13 protein-coding genes are annotated in these 17,476 nt (G+C 62.0%); 8 read left to right on the top strand and 5 right to left on the bottom strand.

Translation table 11 applies throughout. From position 1 onward, the window contains the following. Positions 1-4 precede the first annotated feature (4 nt). The 4 genes from benB to DK871_RS08960 all read right to left on the bottom strand — a co-directional run bounded on the left by benB (position 5) and on the right by DK871_RS08960 (position 4,847). Positions 5-493: a benzoate 1,2-dioxygenase small subunit gene (gene benB / locus DK871_RS08975; protein ID WP_161904752.1), complete on the bottom strand. Its 489-nt coding sequence runs from the start codon at positions 491-493 to the stop codon at positions 5-7. After that, positions 490-1,866, bottom strand: coding sequence for a Rieske 2Fe-2S domain-containing protein (locus DK871_RS08970; RefSeq protein ID WP_161904751.1), 1,377 nt, complete (start codon positions 1,864-1,866; stop codon positions 490-492). Before DK871_RS08970 ends, benB begins: the two co-directional genes overlap by 4 nt. A gap of 107 nt (positions 1,867-1,973) precedes the next feature. Further along, a complete protein-coding gene (locus tag DK871_RS08965; protein WP_161904750.1) occupies positions 1,974-2,921 on the bottom strand; it encodes an AraC family transcriptional regulator in 948 nt (315 codons plus the stop codon). 117 nt (positions 2,922-3,038) lie between these two features. Beyond that, complete coding sequence (locus tag DK871_RS08960; RefSeq protein ID WP_161904776.1) at positions 3,039-4,847, bottom strand: ABC transporter ATP-binding protein; 1,809 nt, start codon at positions 4,845-4,847, stop codon at positions 3,039-3,041. Positions 4,848-5,116: 269 nt separating this feature from the next. Between DK871_RS08960 and DK871_RS08955 the strand changes: the two genes are divergently transcribed. Genes DK871_RS08955 through DK871_RS08935 form a run of 5 tightly spaced genes read left to right on the top strand, consistent with a single transcriptional unit; the run spans position 5,117 to position 12,641 of the window. Further along, positions 5,117-7,537, top strand: a complete 2,421-nt coding sequence (locus DK871_RS08955) for a TonB-dependent siderophore receptor (protein WP_161904749.1) — start codon at positions 5,117-5,119, stop codon at positions 7,535-7,537. A gap of 45 nt (positions 7,538-7,582) precedes the next feature. Continuing rightward, positions 7,583-9,196, top strand: coding sequence for an ABC transporter substrate-binding protein (locus DK871_RS08950; protein ID WP_161904775.1), 1,614 nt, complete (start codon positions 7,583-7,585; stop codon positions 9,194-9,196). Then, the gene (locus DK871_RS08945; RefSeq protein WP_161904748.1) at positions 9,193-10,143 is read left to right on the top strand and encodes an ABC transporter permease; all 951 of its coding nucleotides are present in this window, start codon (positions 9,193-9,195) and stop codon (positions 10,141-10,143) included. The genes DK871_RS08950 and DK871_RS08945 overlap by 4 nt, the downstream gene beginning before the upstream one ends. 3 nt (positions 10,144-10,146) lie before the next feature. Further along, positions 10,147-11,031, top strand: coding sequence for an ABC transporter permease (locus DK871_RS08940; RefSeq protein WP_161904747.1), 885 nt, complete (start codon positions 10,147-10,149; stop codon positions 11,029-11,031). After that, complete coding sequence (locus DK871_RS08935; protein WP_161904746.1) at positions 11,028-12,641, top strand: ABC transporter ATP-binding protein; 1,614 nt, start codon at positions 11,028-11,030, stop codon at positions 12,639-12,641. The genes DK871_RS08940 and DK871_RS08935 overlap by 4 nt, the downstream gene beginning before the upstream one ends. A 153-nt stretch (positions 12,642-12,794) precedes the next feature. On the opposite strand, the gene DK871_RS08930 is transcribed toward DK871_RS08935, so the two are convergent. Beyond that, the gene (locus DK871_RS08930; protein WP_161904774.1) at positions 12,795-13,778 is read right to left on the bottom strand and encodes a 5'-nucleotidase; all 984 of its coding nucleotides are present in this window, start codon (positions 13,776-13,778) and stop codon (positions 12,795-12,797) included. Between the two features lie 463 nt (positions 13,779-14,241). Here DK871_RS08930 and DK871_RS08925 point away from each other — a divergent pair, with 463 nt between their 5' ends. From DK871_RS08925 to DK871_RS08915, 3 genes are all read left to right on the top strand, one after another. Continuing rightward, on the top strand, positions 14,242-14,970 hold the full coding sequence (locus DK871_RS08925) for an AraC family transcriptional regulator (RefSeq protein WP_161904745.1): 729 nt from the start codon (positions 14,242-14,244) through the stop codon (positions 14,968-14,970). A gap of 182 nt (positions 14,971-15,152) precedes the next feature. Next, positions 15,153-16,217 carry an SDR family oxidoreductase gene (locus DK871_RS08920; protein WP_116668784.1) on the top strand — a complete coding sequence of 355 codons (1,065 nt, stop codon included), beginning with the start codon at positions 15,153-15,155 and terminating at the stop codon, positions 16,215-16,217. Beyond that, positions 16,214-17,473 (top strand): aspartate aminotransferase family protein, encoded by a 1,260-nt coding sequence (locus DK871_RS08915; protein WP_161904744.1) that lies wholly within the window; start codon positions 16,214-16,216, stop codon positions 17,471-17,473. The genes DK871_RS08920 and DK871_RS08915 overlap by 4 nt, the downstream gene beginning before the upstream one ends. The last annotated feature ends 3 nt before the right edge of the window (positions 17,474-17,476 follow it).

The raw sequence follows: 17,476 nt of genomic DNA, 5'->3' as shown, positions 1-17,476 counted from the left end.
GTCCTCAGATGTGGTAGATGTCGATGACCTGGTGGATGTAATCGTTTTTCAGCACCACCTTCTTGCGCGTTATCAGCGGCTGCTCGCCACGGATGTCGAGGCGATAGAAGGAGGTACCGAAATAACTGTCGGTGGTTTTGTAGCGGTGGCTGAGGGTGTGCCAGTTGAAACGCAGGTCCACCTGCGCGCCGTCGTCGGCCAGCACTTCGAGGTTGCACAGCATGTGCACGGTGCGCGGCTCGGGCGTGCTGGCGCTGGAGCGCTCGGTCTTGATGCGAAAGATGCGGTCTTCCAGGCCGTCACGGTTGGAGTAGTAGATCAGCGAGATTTCGCGCTGCGGGTCTTCGGTGAGAGTGTCGTGATCGTCCCAGGCGGGCATCCAGAACTCGGCCTTGGGCGAATAGCAGGCCAGCCAGTCATCCCATTGGCGGTCGTCGAGCAGGCGCGCTTCACGGTAAAGAAAATCCAGCAGGTGGTCACGGGCAAGGCTCATGGCAGCACCTCACGGTCGCTGGCTATCAGCCCTTGCTGTTCGCGCTCGATCGCACGCTTCAGGCTTTGGGCCCAGTGCGCATGCTGGCGTACAAACAAGCCCTCGTCCTCGGTCTTGACCCCGCTGAGCTGCGGTTTCATACCCATGGCCAAGGCATTTTCGTCCGCGCCCTCCACCCACTGCTTGGCGCCACGGCTCAAGTCATTCCACAGGGTGCTCGCGCCCTGGTAACCGGTCTGGCAGGCGCGGAACTCCTCGAGGTCATCCGGGGTGCCCATGCCGCTGACATTGAAGAAGTCTTCGTACTGACGAATCCGCGTGGCGCGCTCCTGGGCGCTTTCGCCGATGGGCGCCATGCAATAGATTGTCACTTCGGTTTTATCCACGGCGAGGGGCCGCACCACGCGGATCTGGGTCGAGAACTGGTCCATCAGGTACACATTGGGATAGAGGCAGAGGTTGCGGGTCTGGTCGACGATAAAGTCGGCGCGCGCCTGGCCCAGGCGTTCGGCCAAGGCCTCGCGGTGAGCGTGCACCGGGCGCACTTGGGGGTTGAGCAGGCGCGTCCACAGCAGGATATGCCCGTGGTCGAAGGCGTAGACGCCGCCCAGGCTTTTCGACCAGCCATTGGCGTCGACGGTGCGCGTGCCTTCGGCGTCGTAGTTGCGCCGGCCCATGGTCGCCGAGTAGTTCCAGTGCACGGAGCTGACGTGGTAACCGTCGGCGCCGTTTTCGATTTGCAGCTTCCAGTTGCCGTCATAGACATAGGATGAGCTGCCGCGCAGCACCTCCAGGCCCAAAGGGGCCTGGTCGACCATCTGGTCGATGATGACGCGGGTTTCGCCCAAGTAATCGCTGAGTTCCGGCACCGCATCGCTGAGGCTGGCGAACAGGAAACCGCGGTAGTTTTCAAAGCGCGCCAGGCGTTTGAGGTCATGGGAGCCGTCGCAGTCGAAGCTGTCCGGGTAGGCGCCGGTCTTTGCGTCCTTTACCTTGAGCAGCTTGCCGGCGTTGCTGAACGTCCAGCCATGGAAGGGGCAAGTGAATGAGCCCTTGTTGCCTTGTTTGCGCCGGCACAACATGGCGCCGCGATGCGCGCAGGCGTTGACCAGACCATGCAGCGCGCCGTGCTTGTCACGGGTGATGACCACCGGCTGGCGGCCGATCCAGGTGGTGAAGTAATCGTTGATCTGCGGCACCTGGCTTTCATGGGCCAGGTAGATCCAGCCGCCTTCGAAGATGTGTTTCATCTCCAGGGCAAACAGGTCGGGGTCGGTGAAGATGTCGCGGCGGCAGCGGAATACCCCAGTGGCGGGGTCTTCCTGTACGGACTCGCGCAATTGGCAGGCGAGTCGGTCGAGCGTACTGATCATGGGGCGGGCCCTCCGTTGTTCTTGTATCAGGCGCCCTCACCGTACGTGTTCACCCTGCCCGTCAATATCCGCTGCCTGCACATCGCTATCCGCCAGGCGCACGTCGCTTAACGATGGCGTTTCCAGGTCTGCGACGGCAGTTCGCCGAAGCGTTTGCGATAGGCCTCGGAAAACCGCCCCAGGTGCATGAACCCATGGTCCAAAGCCACCTCGGTCACGCTGCGCGTGCTGCTCAGTTGCAAGCGTGCGTGTACGCGTTCGAGCTTGCAGCGGCGTACATAATCGCGCGGCGACAGCCCCACCTGGCGCTCAAACAGGCTGTACAGCGAACGTTCACTGACGTTGGCCACGGCCATCAACTGCTCGACGCTGATGTCATCGCCCAGGTGCTGCTGGATAAATTCGTGCACCGCTTCAAACCCACCGCCGTGGGCAGCCCGGGGGGACACCCGCAACACATTGCTGCCCAGCAATGCCAGCAGCTTGTTGGCCACGATGCGTTCGTACAGGCCTTGCATGTGGGGCTCGGCAGGGTTTTCCGCCTCATGGCAGATCAACCCGAGCAACGGCAGGAAGCCGCCCATTTCACTGAGCGCGTGGCGGGCCGTCGTGAAGCGGACCCCCGCCCGCGGCAGGCTCCAGTGCTGCTCCAGGCAGGCGTTTTCCAGCAGACGCACCGGCAGTTTGATGATGAATTTTTCGCAGTCGGCGGAATAGGTCAGGTCTACCGGGTCGTCCGGGTTGATCAGCAGGACTTCCCCCGGCCCGAACACATCATCCTCGCCACGGGAGTTGGAGCGGCAATGCCCGCTCAAGAGGATCTGCAGGTGATAGATGGTCTCCAGCGCCACCGACGTGACCCGCACCGGTGCGCCGTAGCTGATGCGGCACAGGTCCAGGCTGGCGAAGGTGCGATGGCTGATACTTGCCCGGGGCCGGCCCCTGGCAGGCAGGCGAATGCAGTGGCTGCCCACATGCTGGTTGACGTAGTCCGACACCGCGTAGGCATCGGCGCCCTGGAAAATCTGGCTGCGCTCACTCAATAGCACGGTCATGGTCGCGACTCTTTTATCGTTATTGGGCTCAGGCTGACGCTTGGGTAGGGGGGCGTCCAATATGGATAAAGTCTGGAGGGATACCCTGGAGGTATCGTCGGGCGTGGCGCTCGGGACCTAGCGATACCCCCGCGCCTGAACATCGAACAACTCGGCATAGCGCCCACCCGCGGCCATCAGTTGGTGATGACTGCCCTCCTCCAGGATTCGCCCGCCGTCCAGCACGATGATGTGGTCGGCATTGCGCACGCTGGAGAATCGATGGGAAATCAACAACGTCATGCGGCCCTTGGCGTGTTCGCGAAAGTGCTCGAACACTGTTGCCTCGGCGCCGGCGTCCAGCGCCGCCGTCGGCTCGTCAAGAATCAGCAGATCCGCCTCCTGGCGCATATATGCGCGTGACAAGGCAACTTTCTGCCATTGCCCACCCGACAATTCCTGGCCGCCAAGCCAGCGCCCTAACTGTGTGCCGTAGGTCTTGCTCAGGCGTTCGATGAACCCGGCGGCCACCCCCTGGGTTGCAGCCGTGCGCCAGCGCGCCTCGTCGCTCAGCGCATCCACGTCACCCACGCCAAGGTTCTCGCCGACGGTCATCTGGTAGCGGATGTAATCCTGGAAAATCACCCCAATGCGCTGGCGCAGTGTCTGTTCATCCCAGTCTTGCAAGTCGCTGCCATCCAGCAGAATACGCCCCTCGTGCGGGGTATACAGGCGCGTGAGCAATTTGATCAGGCTGGTTTTGCCCGAGCCATTCTCGCCCACCAGGGCCAGGCTTTGCCCCGGCGCCAAGTGCAGGTTGATGTCAGCCAATGCCGGCCGCTCAGCGCCGGGGTAACTGAACCCCACGTGCTCGCAACGCAGACCGTCGCCGGGACGCGCGCCCTGGGTAAGCCGGCCACTCGGCACGACCACTGGGGTTAGCAGGTACTCATAAAGGTCTGAGAGAAACAGACTGTCGTCATACAGGCCGGCAATCGCGCTGAGGCTGGCGGTGATCGCGCTTTGCCCCTGCTTGAACAGCACGATGTACATGGTCATCTGCCCCAGGCTGGTCTGGCCGCGCACGGTGTCCAGCACCACCCAGGCGTAAGCCACATAAAACGCCGCGGTGCCCAGCAGGCCCAGGGCAAAGCCCCAGGCATCCCGGCGCACCGTCAACTGGCGGTCTTCGGTGTACAAGCGCCGGGCGTTGTCGCGGTAGCGCTTGAGGAACAGCGGCGCCAGGCCGAACAGCTTGACCTCTTTGGCATGGGTCTCGTGGGACAGCAGCGATTCCAGGTAATTCTGCTGACGGGTCTCGGGCGCACGCCGGTGGAACAGGCGAAACGCATTGCCCGAAAAATGCGTCTCGGCGAAGAAAACCGGTAAGGCGCCGACCACCAGAATCACCAGCGCCCACGGCGAAAAGTGCACTAACAACACGGCAAAGCTGACCAGCGAAATCAGGTTCTGTACCAGCCCCAGACCCTTGGTGACCAGGCTCAGCGGCCGTGTCGACGCGCCCTGGCGCACGCGCACCAGCTTGTCGTGGAACTCGGCGTCTTCAAATTGCGTGAGCGAGAGGGTCTGGGCCTTCTCCAGAATCATCAGGTTGACCTTCACCCCCAACTGCACCCGCAGCAACGATTGCTGCATCGACAACGCACGCTGAGCGGCGGCCAGCAGCCCCAACACGCCCGCCTCGGCCAGCACGTATTGCATCACTGGCCACACGGGTGCCTGGCTGCCGGCTGCATGAATCTGCATCGCATGCACCACGCCATCGACAATACGCTGGCCGATCCAGGCAGCCAGCGCAGGCAACAGACCGGCAACGATGGTGGCCAGCAGCAGGCCTATGAATAAGGGGCGCGACGTCCCCCAGACCAGCTTCAGTGCCCTGCGCGCCTGAATGGAAAACGCGCTCAATCGATTGAACAGCACCATCAATGGCATGGACTCCGTGTGGGGGTTAGGGGTGAGACGGGTGGATTATGACAGGCGATGACGTCGCGCACATCCAACGGCGGGCCGACACGCCGCACCGGCCGGGTAATAAAAATAGATGATCTTATAAAACTACAAGATAACAATATCTAATAATTAGCTTATTCTAAAAAAGACTTTCCCCGCAGTTTTTTATAGAGATATCTTCACTTCACAGACCGACCCCATGCCTGGCGGAGGACGTACCCCCGACATGGATCTCTCTCGATATGCCCGATATTTCTCACCCCGTCCCGCTAAAAAAATTCCACCTGTCGCTGTTGACCAGTTCGCTGCTGCTGGCGGCGGTACCCGCCTGCGCCGAGGACGCCAAGCTCGGCACGGTAACGGTGATTTCCACCGGTTTGCGCGGCCAGGAGCGCACCGTCGCCGACAGCCCGGCCCCCATTGATGTGATCAACAGCGAGCAGTTGCTCAAGACCGGCCGTGCCGAGTTGTCCGAGGCGATTGCCAAGCTGCTGCCCTCCTTCAACTTCGGCACCAATATCGCTGGCTACAACTCAGTGACGCGCCCGCTGAGCAACCGCAGCCTCGGCCCGGCCTACACCCTGGTGCTGGTCAACGGCAAACGGCGTCACAACGGCGCCACCGGCCAGCGCGGCTCGATCGACAACAGCGGCGCAAATGCCGTGGACGTCGATCTGATCCCGGTCAGCTCGGTCGACCATATCGAAGTACTCAAGGACAGCGCCGCCGCCCAGTACGGTTCGGATGCGGTGGCTGGGGTGATCAATATCATCCTCAAGTCCGCCAACAACGGCGGGCACCTGGAGACCAGCTATGGTCAGTTGTATTCCGGCCAGGGCGAAACCATCAAGGTCGCTGGCGACCAGGGTTTCAAGCTCGGTGATGGCGGCTTCTTCCACCTCTCGGCCGATGCGCGCAAACGCGGCGAAGCGGCCTGGAACGACAAGGCCGACAGCAGCGTGCGCGCCTTCAACGATCCGGCCAAGGAAGCGGCCTGGAACCGCGTGGCAATCAAGAACGGCGACCCCGACCTCAAGGCCTTCAACCTGGCCTACAACGCCGAACTGCCGCTGGAAGACCTGACCCTTTATTCCTTCTCCACCTACGGCGAGCGCGACGCCGAAGCGGCCAACTATTTGCGCCTGCCCACCGGCCGCGCGGCGGTGCCGGAGGTGTTTCCTGACGGCTACTACCCGCTGAACAATATCAAGGACCGCGACTACCAGTTGCTGTTTGGCGGCAAGGGCCAAGTGGCCGAGTGGAACTGGGACCTGAGCACCACCTACGGGCGCAACAATGTGCACCACTCCAGCGACCTGAATATCAACCCGTCGCTGGGCACCGCCTCGCCGACCCAATTCGACAACCTGGCGACCTTGCGCTTCGAGCAATGGGTCAATAACCTCGACTTCACCCGCCGTTACGACAGCCTGTTCAACCTCACGTCGCCGGTGCAGGTGTCGGCCGGCCTGGAGCATCGCTGGGAGCATTTCAGCACCTTTGCCGGCGACCCCGAGGCCTATATCACCGGCACCTACCCGGCGGCATCGGGCGCACAGGCGGCAGTGACCATTCGCCCCGAAGACGAAGTCAGCCTGATCCGCAACAACTACGCCGGCTACCTGGACCTGGGCTTTGACCTCACCGAGCGCTGGTTCCTCGATGTGGCCGGGCGGGTCGAACATTACGACGATGACTCGGGCAACACCTTCGGCCTCAAGGTGAACTCGCGCTACGAGCTGACCGACAGCGTGGCGGTGCGCGGCACCGTCGGCACTGGTTTCCGTGCGCCGTCGCTGACCCAGATCGGCTACACCGTGGCGGACAACCGCGTGGCTACCGACGTCAACGGCAACGTGGTTCCGGCAGTCACCCGCCTGACCCCGTCGGGCAGCAACCTGGCCAAGGCGCTGGGTGGCGATGACCTGAAACCGGAGAAGTCGCGCAATCTCGGCCTGGGCCTCACCTGGCAACCCGCGCCGCGCACCAGCATCACCGCCGACGCCTACCTGATCGACATCGACGACCGCATCGCCCTGACCAGCAATATCTATGACCAGGGTAATGGCGCAGTCAACGCGATCCTCGCCGACCAGGGCGTGCCCACCGGCACCTGGGTCAACTATTACACCAACGCCTTCGACACCCGTACCCGTGGCCTGGATGTGGTCGCCGACCACACCACGCCGCTGGATGCCTGGGGCGACGTGCGCTGGAGCCTGGGCTTGAACTGGAACAAGACCACCATCGAAGGCACCCGCGACACCCCGGCCGCACTGGTCGGTTCCGGCGTGACCCTGGTGGGCCGCGACCGCGAAGGTGACCTCACGCAGGCGTCGCCCAAGACCAAGTGGATCCTCGGCGCTAACTGGAAAGTGCAGGACCTCGCGGTCAACCTGCAAACCACCCGCTACGGCGCGGTAAAGACCCTGGCGGTCAACCCCACCGGGGATCGCAGCTTCGGCGCCAAATGGATCACCGACCTCGATGTCAGCTACACCTTCGTCGACAGCATCACCGTAAGCATCGGCGGCACCAACATCTTCGACGTGCGCCCCGACCGGCACGCCGTCTACAGCAACCTGGGCCTGGCGCCTTACGGCAACCCGCCGTTCTATCCGGGCGGCGGCTACTGGTACACCAAGCTGGCCTACGACTTCTGATTCACATCGCCAAACGAGGGCACCCCATTGAACACCTCCAACTTGATGAGCCGTCTGCTGGCCCCCTGCGCCCTGGCGATCAGCCTGGCCGCCTGCTCACCTTCGGGCGACCAGGCGCAAGCGAACAAAACCCTGAACATTGCATTTTTTGGCGACAATACCACCCTGGTCAGCGTCGACCCATTCCAGGTGTATTGGCTGGAACACCGCGTGCTGCTGCGCAATGTCGCCGAGTCGCTCACCGACCAGGACCCGGCCACCGGCAAGATCATCCCCTGGCTGGCCAAGAGCTGGGAGATCAGTGACGACGCGCTGACCTACACCTTTCACTTGCGCGACAACGTGACGTTCAGCAACGGCGAGCGCTTGGACGCAAACGCGGTAAAAACCGCGTTCGACAGCGACAAGGCACTGGCCACCCAGCTGCCGTCGACCTTCGGCGCCACCTACCTGGCAGGTTATGACCACGCCGAAGTGGTCGACGACTTCACCGTCAAGCTGGTACTGGCCAAACCCAACGCGGGCTTTTTACAAGCCACTTCTACCACCAACTTGGCAATCCTTGCGCCCGCTTCCTATGCACTCACAGTCAAGGAACGCTCTCTGGGCAGGATCATCGGTACCGGGCCGTTTGTGCTGGCCAGCTATACCCCGGAAGTCGGCGCGCGCCTGACAAAACGCAAGGGTTACGCGTGGCCCTCGGCGAATATGAAGAACCCGGGTGAGGCACACATGGACGCCGTCGACATCAGCTACATCCCCGAAGAGAGCGTGCGCAACGGCCTGTTTTTGCAGGGCAAGGCCGACATCCTGTGGCCACGCAACCCGTTTTCGGAGGTCGACCTCAAGCTGTTCCAGTCCAAGGGCGCGACCATCCAGAGCCGCTCGCTGCCGGGCCCGGCGCTGAACCTGTACCCCAACACCCGTGGCGAGCGCATCCTCGCCGATCAACAAGTGCGCCTGGCCGTGCAGAAGTCCATCGACCGCAAGAGCTACGCCAGCACCGTATATAACGCCGAGTTCCCAGTGGTGGATGGCATTTTCGACGTAACCACGCCTTACTTCAAAAGCCAGGGCAGCAAGCTCGGCTACGACCCGGCAGCTGCCGAAAAACTGTTGGATCAAGCCGGCTGGGCCAAGGGCGCGGACGGTTACCGCAGCAAAAACGGCAAGCGTCTGAGCCTGGGCTACAACATCAGCCCGGCCGAAACTGCGGGTGACGTGCTGATCCAGGACCAACTGCGCAAGGTCGGCATCGAACTGAAGCTGCGCGTGGTGACCCGTGCCGAATGGGTGGCCAACAACGCCGCCGGCAACTACGACCTGACGATCAACTACATGACTCGCGCTGACCCGATCATCCTGCAAACCATCCTCGACCCGCGCAGCGCCAACAGTTCCACCGTGGCCACTAACACCTACGAACCGGCCACCCTGGAAAAAGCCAAGGGCTTGTTCGATGCCGGCATTACGGCCACCCAAGGCGCACAGCGTGCCGCCGCCTATGGCGGCCTGCAGGACCTTCTGATCGACGAAAGCTCGGCGTTCCCGGTGTACGAGCGCGTGTGGCAGGCGGCAACGTCGCCGAAGGTGAAGAACTTTCGCTGGACTGCCGAGGGCTTCGCGCTGCTGGGTGATATCGAGATCGGCACACCATGAGCCGCTACCTGATCGGACGCGTCGGCCAGGCTCTGCTGGTGCTGTGGGGGGCCTATAGCATCACCTACTTGATCCTTTATCTGCTGCCGGGCGACACGCTGTCGATCATGCTCAGTGCCTCGGGCATGGAGGCCGATTCACTGTCGGTGGCCGACCTGGCCAAGGCGCGGGCCTATTATGGCCTGGACAAGGGCCTGTTCGAGCAATATGTCGATCTGCTGCTGGGCGCCTTGCGCGGCGACTTCGGCCAGTCCCTGTCGCTGAACCGCCCGGTATCCGAGTTACTCGCCGAGCGCCTGCCGCAAACCCTGTCCCTGGCCGGCCTGGCGATTGTGTTGTCGCTGGTCGGCGGCATCGGCCTGGCCTACCTGACCGCCTACATTCGCTGGCAACCGCTGAAAAAAGCCTTGGCGCGCCTGCCTTCCCTGGGGTTTTCGGTACCGGTGTTCTGGATGGGCCTGTTGCTGATCCAGGTGTTTGCCTTCGGCCTCGGCTGGTTCCCCGCCACCGGCAGCCGGGGCTTTGAAAGCCTGGTGCTGCCGGCGATCACCCTGGCGATTCCAAGTGCGGCGGTGTATGCCCAAGTGCTGCAGCGCAGCTTCCAGGGAGTGTGGCAGGAGTCGTATATCGTCACCGCCTACGCCAAGGGCCTGAGCCGTGGCCAGGTGCAGGCGCGCCATGGGTTTCGCAACGCGGCGCTGCCGATTCTCACCCTGATCGGCCTGCAGGTGGGCAACACGGTGTCCGGTGCAGTGCTGGTGGAAACCATCTTCGCCCGCTCCGGCATCGGCCGCCTGGCCCAGGAGGCCGTGCTGCGCCAGGACATCCCGGTGGTGCTGGCGATTGTCGCGGTGTCGGCGGCAGCCTTTGTGCTGGTCAACCTGCTGGTGGACTTGCTGTACCCGTGGCTCGACCCGCGCATTTCCCACACGCCAAAGGTGTCCTAGACCATGACGATCCTTGAGCAAAACCTCGGCCTTACACCCCCACTCTGGCAACGCCGCACACGCCGACAACGTGCCACGGCGGCGGTCATGCCCTTGCTGCGGCGACCGGGCTTCAGCCTGGCGGTGTTGATTGTGTTGTTTTCATTGCTGGCCGCCGTGGCGCCGCAGTGGTTGACCAGCTTCGACCCTTATGCCACCGCACCTGGGGTCAAGCTCACGGCGCCGAACCTGACCCACTGGTTCGGCACCGACGAGCTGGGCCGCGACCTGTACACCCGGATGGTCTACGGCTCCAGCCTGTCGGTGCTGGCGGCCTTTCTGGCGGTGGGGATCGCGTTGTTGGGTGGGCTCGGGCTGGGCATTCTGTCCGGCTTTGCCGGTGGGCGTATCGACGCGGTAATCATGCGGTTTGTCGACGTGTTGCTCGCCTTGCCCGGCTTGCTGCTGGCTCTGGCGATTGTCACCGCCATCGGCTTCGGCACGGTGCCGGTGGCTATTGCCGTGGGCGTCGGAATTATCCCCGGGTTCGCCCGCACCACCCGCGCCGAAGTGCTGCGCGTCAAGACCCTGCCGTACGTGGAAGCCGCACGCCTGGGCGGCGCCAGCTGGGGCCGCACCTTGCTGCGGCACATCCTGCCCAACGCATGGGGCCCGGTGGCGGTACTGGCGACCCTGGATTTCGGTGCAGCCATCCTCGCCACCGCCGGCTTGAGTTTTCTCGGTTTTGGCGCCGCGCCTCCGGCCGCCGAATGGGGCACGTTGATCGCTAACGGTCGGCACTTTCTGATCACCGCCCCCTGGGTGTCGTTGCTGCCTGGCCTGTTCCTGGTCGCGGTGGTGTTCAGCCTCAACCACATTGCCCGCACGGTCGAGGAGGTTCAGCGATGAATGCTTTAGTTGAAGTTCGCCAGCTGAGTGTCAGCTACCGGCACGGCAACCTGGCGGTAAACCAGCTGTCACTGACCATCGTCCAAGGCGAGACGCTGGCGATTGTCGGCGAGTCAGGCTCGGGTAAATCCACCCTGGCCAACGCGATTCTCGGCCTGTTGCCGGGCAGCGCAACCATCAGCGCCGGCGAGCTGTGGGTGGACGGCAACAACCTCACCCACGCCAGCGAACGCCAGAGACGCGGCCTGCGCGGGCGCACCATCGGCCTGGTGCCCCAGGACCCGATGGTCAGCCTCAACCCGACCCTGCGCATTGGCCAGCAGATTGCCGAGGCGCTGATCCTGGCCAAGGGCAAGCGCTACCCCGGCGTCGATGCGGATATCGTCGAGCTACTGCAACAGGTCGGTATCGCCAAGCCGGTACTGCGCGCGCGACAGTACCCGCATGAACTCTCCGGGGGCATGCGCCAGCGTGTGCTGATCGCCATCGCCCTGGCCGGCAACCCACGCTTGATCATCGCCGACGAACCGACCAGTGCCCTCGACGTCACCGTGCAGCGCAAGATCCTCGACCACCTGAAACGGCTGGTCAGTGAGCGCGGAATTTCGTTGCTGATCATCACCCATGACCTTGGCGTGGCGCTGGATCGCGCCGACCGCGTCCTGGTGATGCAACACGGACAAGTGGTGGAGCAAGGGGCACCACGGCAGATTCTCGGCGCGCCGCAGCATGACTACACCCGCGCGTTGATCGCCGCCGCGCCAGCGTTCGCCACGCGCCGCCAGCCGCTGGCCCGGCCGGCCCCGACGCAGCCGCCGATCCTGCAGCTGCAAAACGTTGGCAAGACGTTCGCGCTGCCCAAGGTCAAGGGCGAAGACGCGACCTTTGTCGCGCTGGAGGACCTGAGTCTGCAGGTCTACCCCGGGCAGACCCTGGCGATTGTCGGCGAGTCTGGCTCAGGCAAAAGCACCGCGCTGCGCATCGCCCTCGGCCTGGAAAAACCCAGCCGCGGGCGGGTGTGGTTCGAGCAACGGGACGTCACCGACCTCAGCTGGCGCGACTTCCGCCCGCTGCGCCAGCGCCTGCAACTGGTGCAACAAAACCCGTTTGCGGCGCTGGACCCACGCTTCACAGTGTTCGACAGCATCGTCGAACCGCTGGTGTCGTTCGGCTTGCTCAAAGGCCCTGCCCTGGAACAGGCCGCGCGCGAGCTGATCAGTCGCGTGCATTTGCCGGTGAGTTTCCTCGATCGCCTGCCGCGCGAGCTTTCCGGCGGCCAGTGCCAACGGGTCGCCATCGCCCGAGCCCTGGCGCTGAAACCGGATCTATTGCTACTGGATGAACCGGTCAGTGCCCTCGACGTGTCCGTGCAGGCGCACATCCTTGAACTGCTGCAAGAGCTGCAACGGGACATGGGCATCGCCTACGTGCTGGTGTCCCACGACTTGTCGGTGGTCGCCAACTTCGCCCATGAGGTGCTGGTGTTGCGCAATGGCCGGGTGGTCGAACAGGGTTCGGTGGAACGCATCTTCAACCGCCCGACCAGCGACTACACCCGTGAGCTGATTGGCGCCATCCCTGGCCAGCACGCTATCGCGAGCGCCGCCTGAGCGGCGCTTTACTTGGCAGTGCAGTCACGCGCCGTGATGCCCTTCTCCTGGGCATACGCGGCCTGACGTGAAGCAATAGGACAGCTGGCGAGGATTCTTCGCAGCACAGAACCGATACGAACGCCTGTGACACTGCGCGCTCAAGCCTGCGTGTTACACCTCCTGCCGGACCTGATCCGCTTCAGATTCCAGCGCAACCACTGTCGCACCATGGTTGGTAATGCCAAAAGGAATGTGCACAGATGGCGCAACTGCGCTAGTCGATTGCAGGTGCCCAGATTGATCATCAAAGAAGATGTGCGGTTTCAACACACCTAGAATCCTGCCTTTCTCGATGCCACCCAGGAAGAATGCGTCGTTAGCCATGACCCCCCAACTTTTGAGTGTATTCATCGCACGCTCATGAGACGGCGCATTGCGGGCTGTGACGATTGAGACACGTATGCGGTTTTCGTAGTCAGGATTGAGCTTTTTATGTTGCTCCTCGACCGACTGGATTTTGGATATCCGCACCATGAACTCCTTCAGCGGCCCCGGGTTATGGGGCTGCATAACGTTCTTCACTTCATGCGCATGGAACTCAGACAATCCAGAGGCCTGCATGATTGTTTCGGACTCATCACCGGCAAGGACGCCGTCAAAGTCGAACGCGATGCGTAAGGTTTTATCCGTTTCGTCGTCTTCGAATTTTGAATCGAGCACCTGGCCAGCCGGGTACCCGGCCTTGATAGCCGCTTCCACGTCTTTTTTGTCACCCGACAAAAATAAAGCGATATTCAGAGCAGGTATGTATTCATAAGGGGATTTCCCCTGCATGAAAATCGCCCGTGTCATCCCAAGGCCGTAGTGCTCGATAGTCTTCAGCACGCGCAGCCCAGTATCAGGATCGTTGCGCGAAAGCAGTATGACCTCAACGAGCGGATCCGTAGGATCGACGCTCAGGTCATTCACTGACAGCAAGCGCTTGATGAAGGGGAACGCTATGCCCTTAGGAAGCGGGACGTGAAGATTTTTTTGCTGAAACTTGCGGTATTCCTCCTCCCCCTGACGCTGAAACACTGCGTCCGATGCCAGCAAATCAAACACAGCGCTGGAAGCGACGCCGATCACCAGGCGATTCTCTAACTCGTAGGGCATTGAAACCTCTCTGGATGCCTCTAAACGCAAATATGGATAGGCATTGAACATGCCGATCGATTTCAGGGCGGATCGAGAAGCACACATCGCGCGCCCCCTCCCACGCACAGTCAGGCATATCAATCTTCAAATCAATCTGCAGGTTGCTTTATAAGCACTAGAAAGCCAACCGTAATATCAAATGATTGCGGTGGCACGCCCAAGGCTTCAGCCACAATCAATGTTGAAATGACTGTTGATATTAGCAATACCAAAAGGTGCGGCAGGATAATAGGGGTTTTACCAAACGGCTTATCTCACACAGAGATAAACCAGCGATAGACGCGTAAATGAGATGTTGGGTTCATTGTTGGTCTGAGATCCTCAAAGCGCAGGATACCCAGCTCCACGCTTGAATCCAAACCCGCGCAGGCCTACCCTGCACGCGGCGAACAATCACCCAACACGTCAAGGAAGACTTCAAATGTGGGATGGCAGCGTTACATTTGGCGACTCATGGGCCGGTTACATTGGCCGTGCGGATCAAAACACTGCTCACTCCCATGTCGCCATCCAACTGTGCATCGGCGTAGGCCAACCCGCCACTCTGGAGCTGCCGGGAAAGGTGATCCGTGCGGCAGGCGTGATCATTGGTCCCAACGTCGAACACCGTGCCGTGGCCGAGAGTCATCCGGTAGCATTTTTGTATGTCAGCCCGGACACGGTGTTGGGCCGTGCGCTCAATGCGCTGCTGCAAAACGATGGCATCGCCTTGGCCAGTGATGAGCTGCTGGAGTGTTTTCGTCGTAGTACCTCCTTGTCACACTTTGTCGACGCCCTCTCGCGGCTACTGGCAATTACCCCGCCGATCGACCATAGGCTCCACAAAGCCTTGAATATTCTGCGCCTGGACCGCGACGGCCCTGGTTGCGTCAGTCGCGCAGCCCAAGCGGTGGGGTTGTCCAGCCCGCGCTTGCGCTGCGTCGCCACCCACCAGATGGGTGTTTCCCTCTCCCAATGGATCATCTGGAACAAATTGGAACGCGCCTCCAAATCCCTCGCCGGTGGGTCGACGTTGTCGGACGCCGCTGCCGACGGCGGTTTCTCCGACCAGGCGCACCTGGCCCGCATGATGCGCCGCATGATTGGCATGACGCCGCGCACCGCCGCCGAGGTTTTGCGCAAGACAAGCGTTTCGTTCAAGACTCGCTGATATCAAAACGCCAATATCGATCGCATCTTATTCGCGACAACGTTAAGCGCTGATCACCTGCTCCCAGAGCACCTCAGCGCCACCGAAAGTGAATAGAAGAGTGTTCGCCCGGGGCACCTGTGCCTGCGATTCGGCGAAACGCACCATGAATTCTTTCGATGAATCCGCAGGATGCGCCCTACATGTCAGCACAGCAAAAATTAACCGTCCTTCTCACTGGAGGCTCAGGGGTGCTCGGTGAGTCACTGATCGACTGCCTGGCAGAGGACTTTCACCTGGTCTGCCTGGCGCGCAAAAGCCGTATCCGCCATCCCCGCGTAGAAGTACTCAAGGGTGATATTTGCAGCGCTGACCTAGGCTTGGCCAGCGACGTTTATGCTGAGTTGCTTGAGCGTGTCGACTGGGTGATCCACGCCGCGGCGGTGACGCGCCTGGACGGTGATATCGACCAGATTTTTTCGGTGAACTACCTCGGCACCGAAAACGTCGTGGCCTTTGTGCAGCAAGCCAAGGTGCCGCTGTATCACATCAGCACCGCCTTTACTCACCCCTGCGACTATTACGAAGGCGTGCAAGCAGAAACCCCTTACGAAGTCGCCAAGCGCCAGGCCGAAACCCTGGTGCGCTCGGCCGGCATCGACGTGTCGATCTTTCGTCCGTCCATCATCATCGGCGACGCCAGCACCGGGCATATGCCCAACTTCCAGGGTTTCCATATGACCATGGGGCTGATGATGTCTGGCGTGCTGCCCATCGTGCCCTGCCCGCCTGCTGGCTATGTCGACCTGATCGCCCGTGACGTCGCGGCGCGAGCGATTGCCAACGCCCTGCACCAGCGTTTGATCGGCGACGACTATTTTCTCACCAGCGGCCCGCAGGCCCTGGATCTGACGGGCCTGCTGGACCTGATGTGCCAGTCCATGGACACCCAGAGACAACCCTTCACACGGCCACGCTGCATGGCGCCGGACATTTACGAACGGTTGATCCGCCCGGTATTTCTACCGGCGCTAAGCGGCAATATCCAGGCCGCCCTGACCCGTGCCACCCAGTTGTGCCGCTATGCCTGCCTGCGCACGCCGCTGCCCACCTCTTTGCCGCAGTTACTCGGCGAGCCGGCGTTCAGCCAGCGCGATGTTGGCCGCGAGTTGCTGCTGTCGCTCAACCACCTGGCGCCCAAGCTCGGAGCTCTGACGCGCATGCTCAAGCAGCCGGTGACAACGTCCACAGAAGCGAGCGTGGCATGAACCCGACTGTCATCGAACCCACCCTCGACGCGGCACAGGTCGACCAATATTTGCGTCAACACGTCAACTCGGGCTATGCACGCCTTGCCTCGCTGATGAACCTGCCGATCGAGCAGTCCAGCCGTGGCGTCTACATCTACGACGAGCAAGGCCGCCAATACCTGGATGCAGGCGGCTACGGGGTGTTTTTCCTCGGGCACGGCCACCCGGTCGTCCTGGAAGCGGTTACTCGGCAACTGCAGCAAAACGCGTTGGCCAGCAAGTTGTTGCTCAACCCACAACAGGCCTTTGCTGCCCACGCTCTGGCGGCACTGTGCCCTGGTGACCTGGACTATGTGTTCTTTTGCAACTCGGGCGCCGAGGCCACCGAAGCCGGCTTGAAACTCGCCCGCCTCAACGGTTGCCGCCGCACGCTGTCGACCTTGGGAGGCTTCCACGGCAAAACCCTCGGCGCCCTTGCCGTCACCGGCCGCGAGAGCTACCGGGAACCTTTCAGCGGGTTGCTCAGCAACAGCGAGTTCGTGCCGTTTGGCGACAGCATCGCGCTGGAGCAGCAACTGCGCGTATCGCCGGACAAGGCCTGTGTGATCCTCGAACCGATCCAGGCCGAAGCGGGGGTGATCCTGCCGCCATCCGGCTACCTCAGGCGCGTGCGCGAACTGTGCGATCAATATGGCGCCGTGCTGATTATCGACGAGATCCAGTCTGGCCTGGGCCGCACCGGCTATTGGTGGGGCTGTGACCAGGAACAGGTGGTGCCCGACATCATGCTGGTGGGTAAAAGCTTGTCCGGCGGCTGCGTGCCGGTGAGCGCCATGGTCGCTCGCGCCGAGATCTACGCGCCGTTCAATCGCAACCCGACGGTCCATACCTCGACCTTCGGCGCCAACCCGCTGGCCATGGCGGCCGTGCAGGCCACGTTGCAAGTGATGGTGCAAGAAGACCTGGTTACGCGTGCCCGCCTGCTGGGCCAGGACCTGCACGCCCGCTTCAGCGCACTGTTGCAGCAACAGGGCTTGGCCGAACGCGTGCAACTGCGCAGTGCGGGTTTGCTGCTGGGCTTTGAGTTCGCCGAGGCCTCGATCGCCGCCAACATGGTCATGGCCCTGATCGAGCAACGCATCATTGTGTGCCACTCGCTCAATGACCACCGGGTGCTAAGGCTCACGCCGTCGCCACTGCTGACCGCCCAGGATTGCAACTGGCTGATCGAAGGCTTCGCCCAGGCGCTGACCACTTCGATGCCATCCCTTTAAATG

This window comes from Pseudomonas sp. L13 (assembly GCF_009935965.1).
Classification (GTDB): Bacteria; Pseudomonadota; Gammaproteobacteria; order Pseudomonadales; family Pseudomonadaceae; genus Aquipseudomonas; species Aquipseudomonas lactis.
Note: the sequence above shows the minus strand (reverse complement) of the source record. Positions and strands in the feature narration are given on the sequence as shown.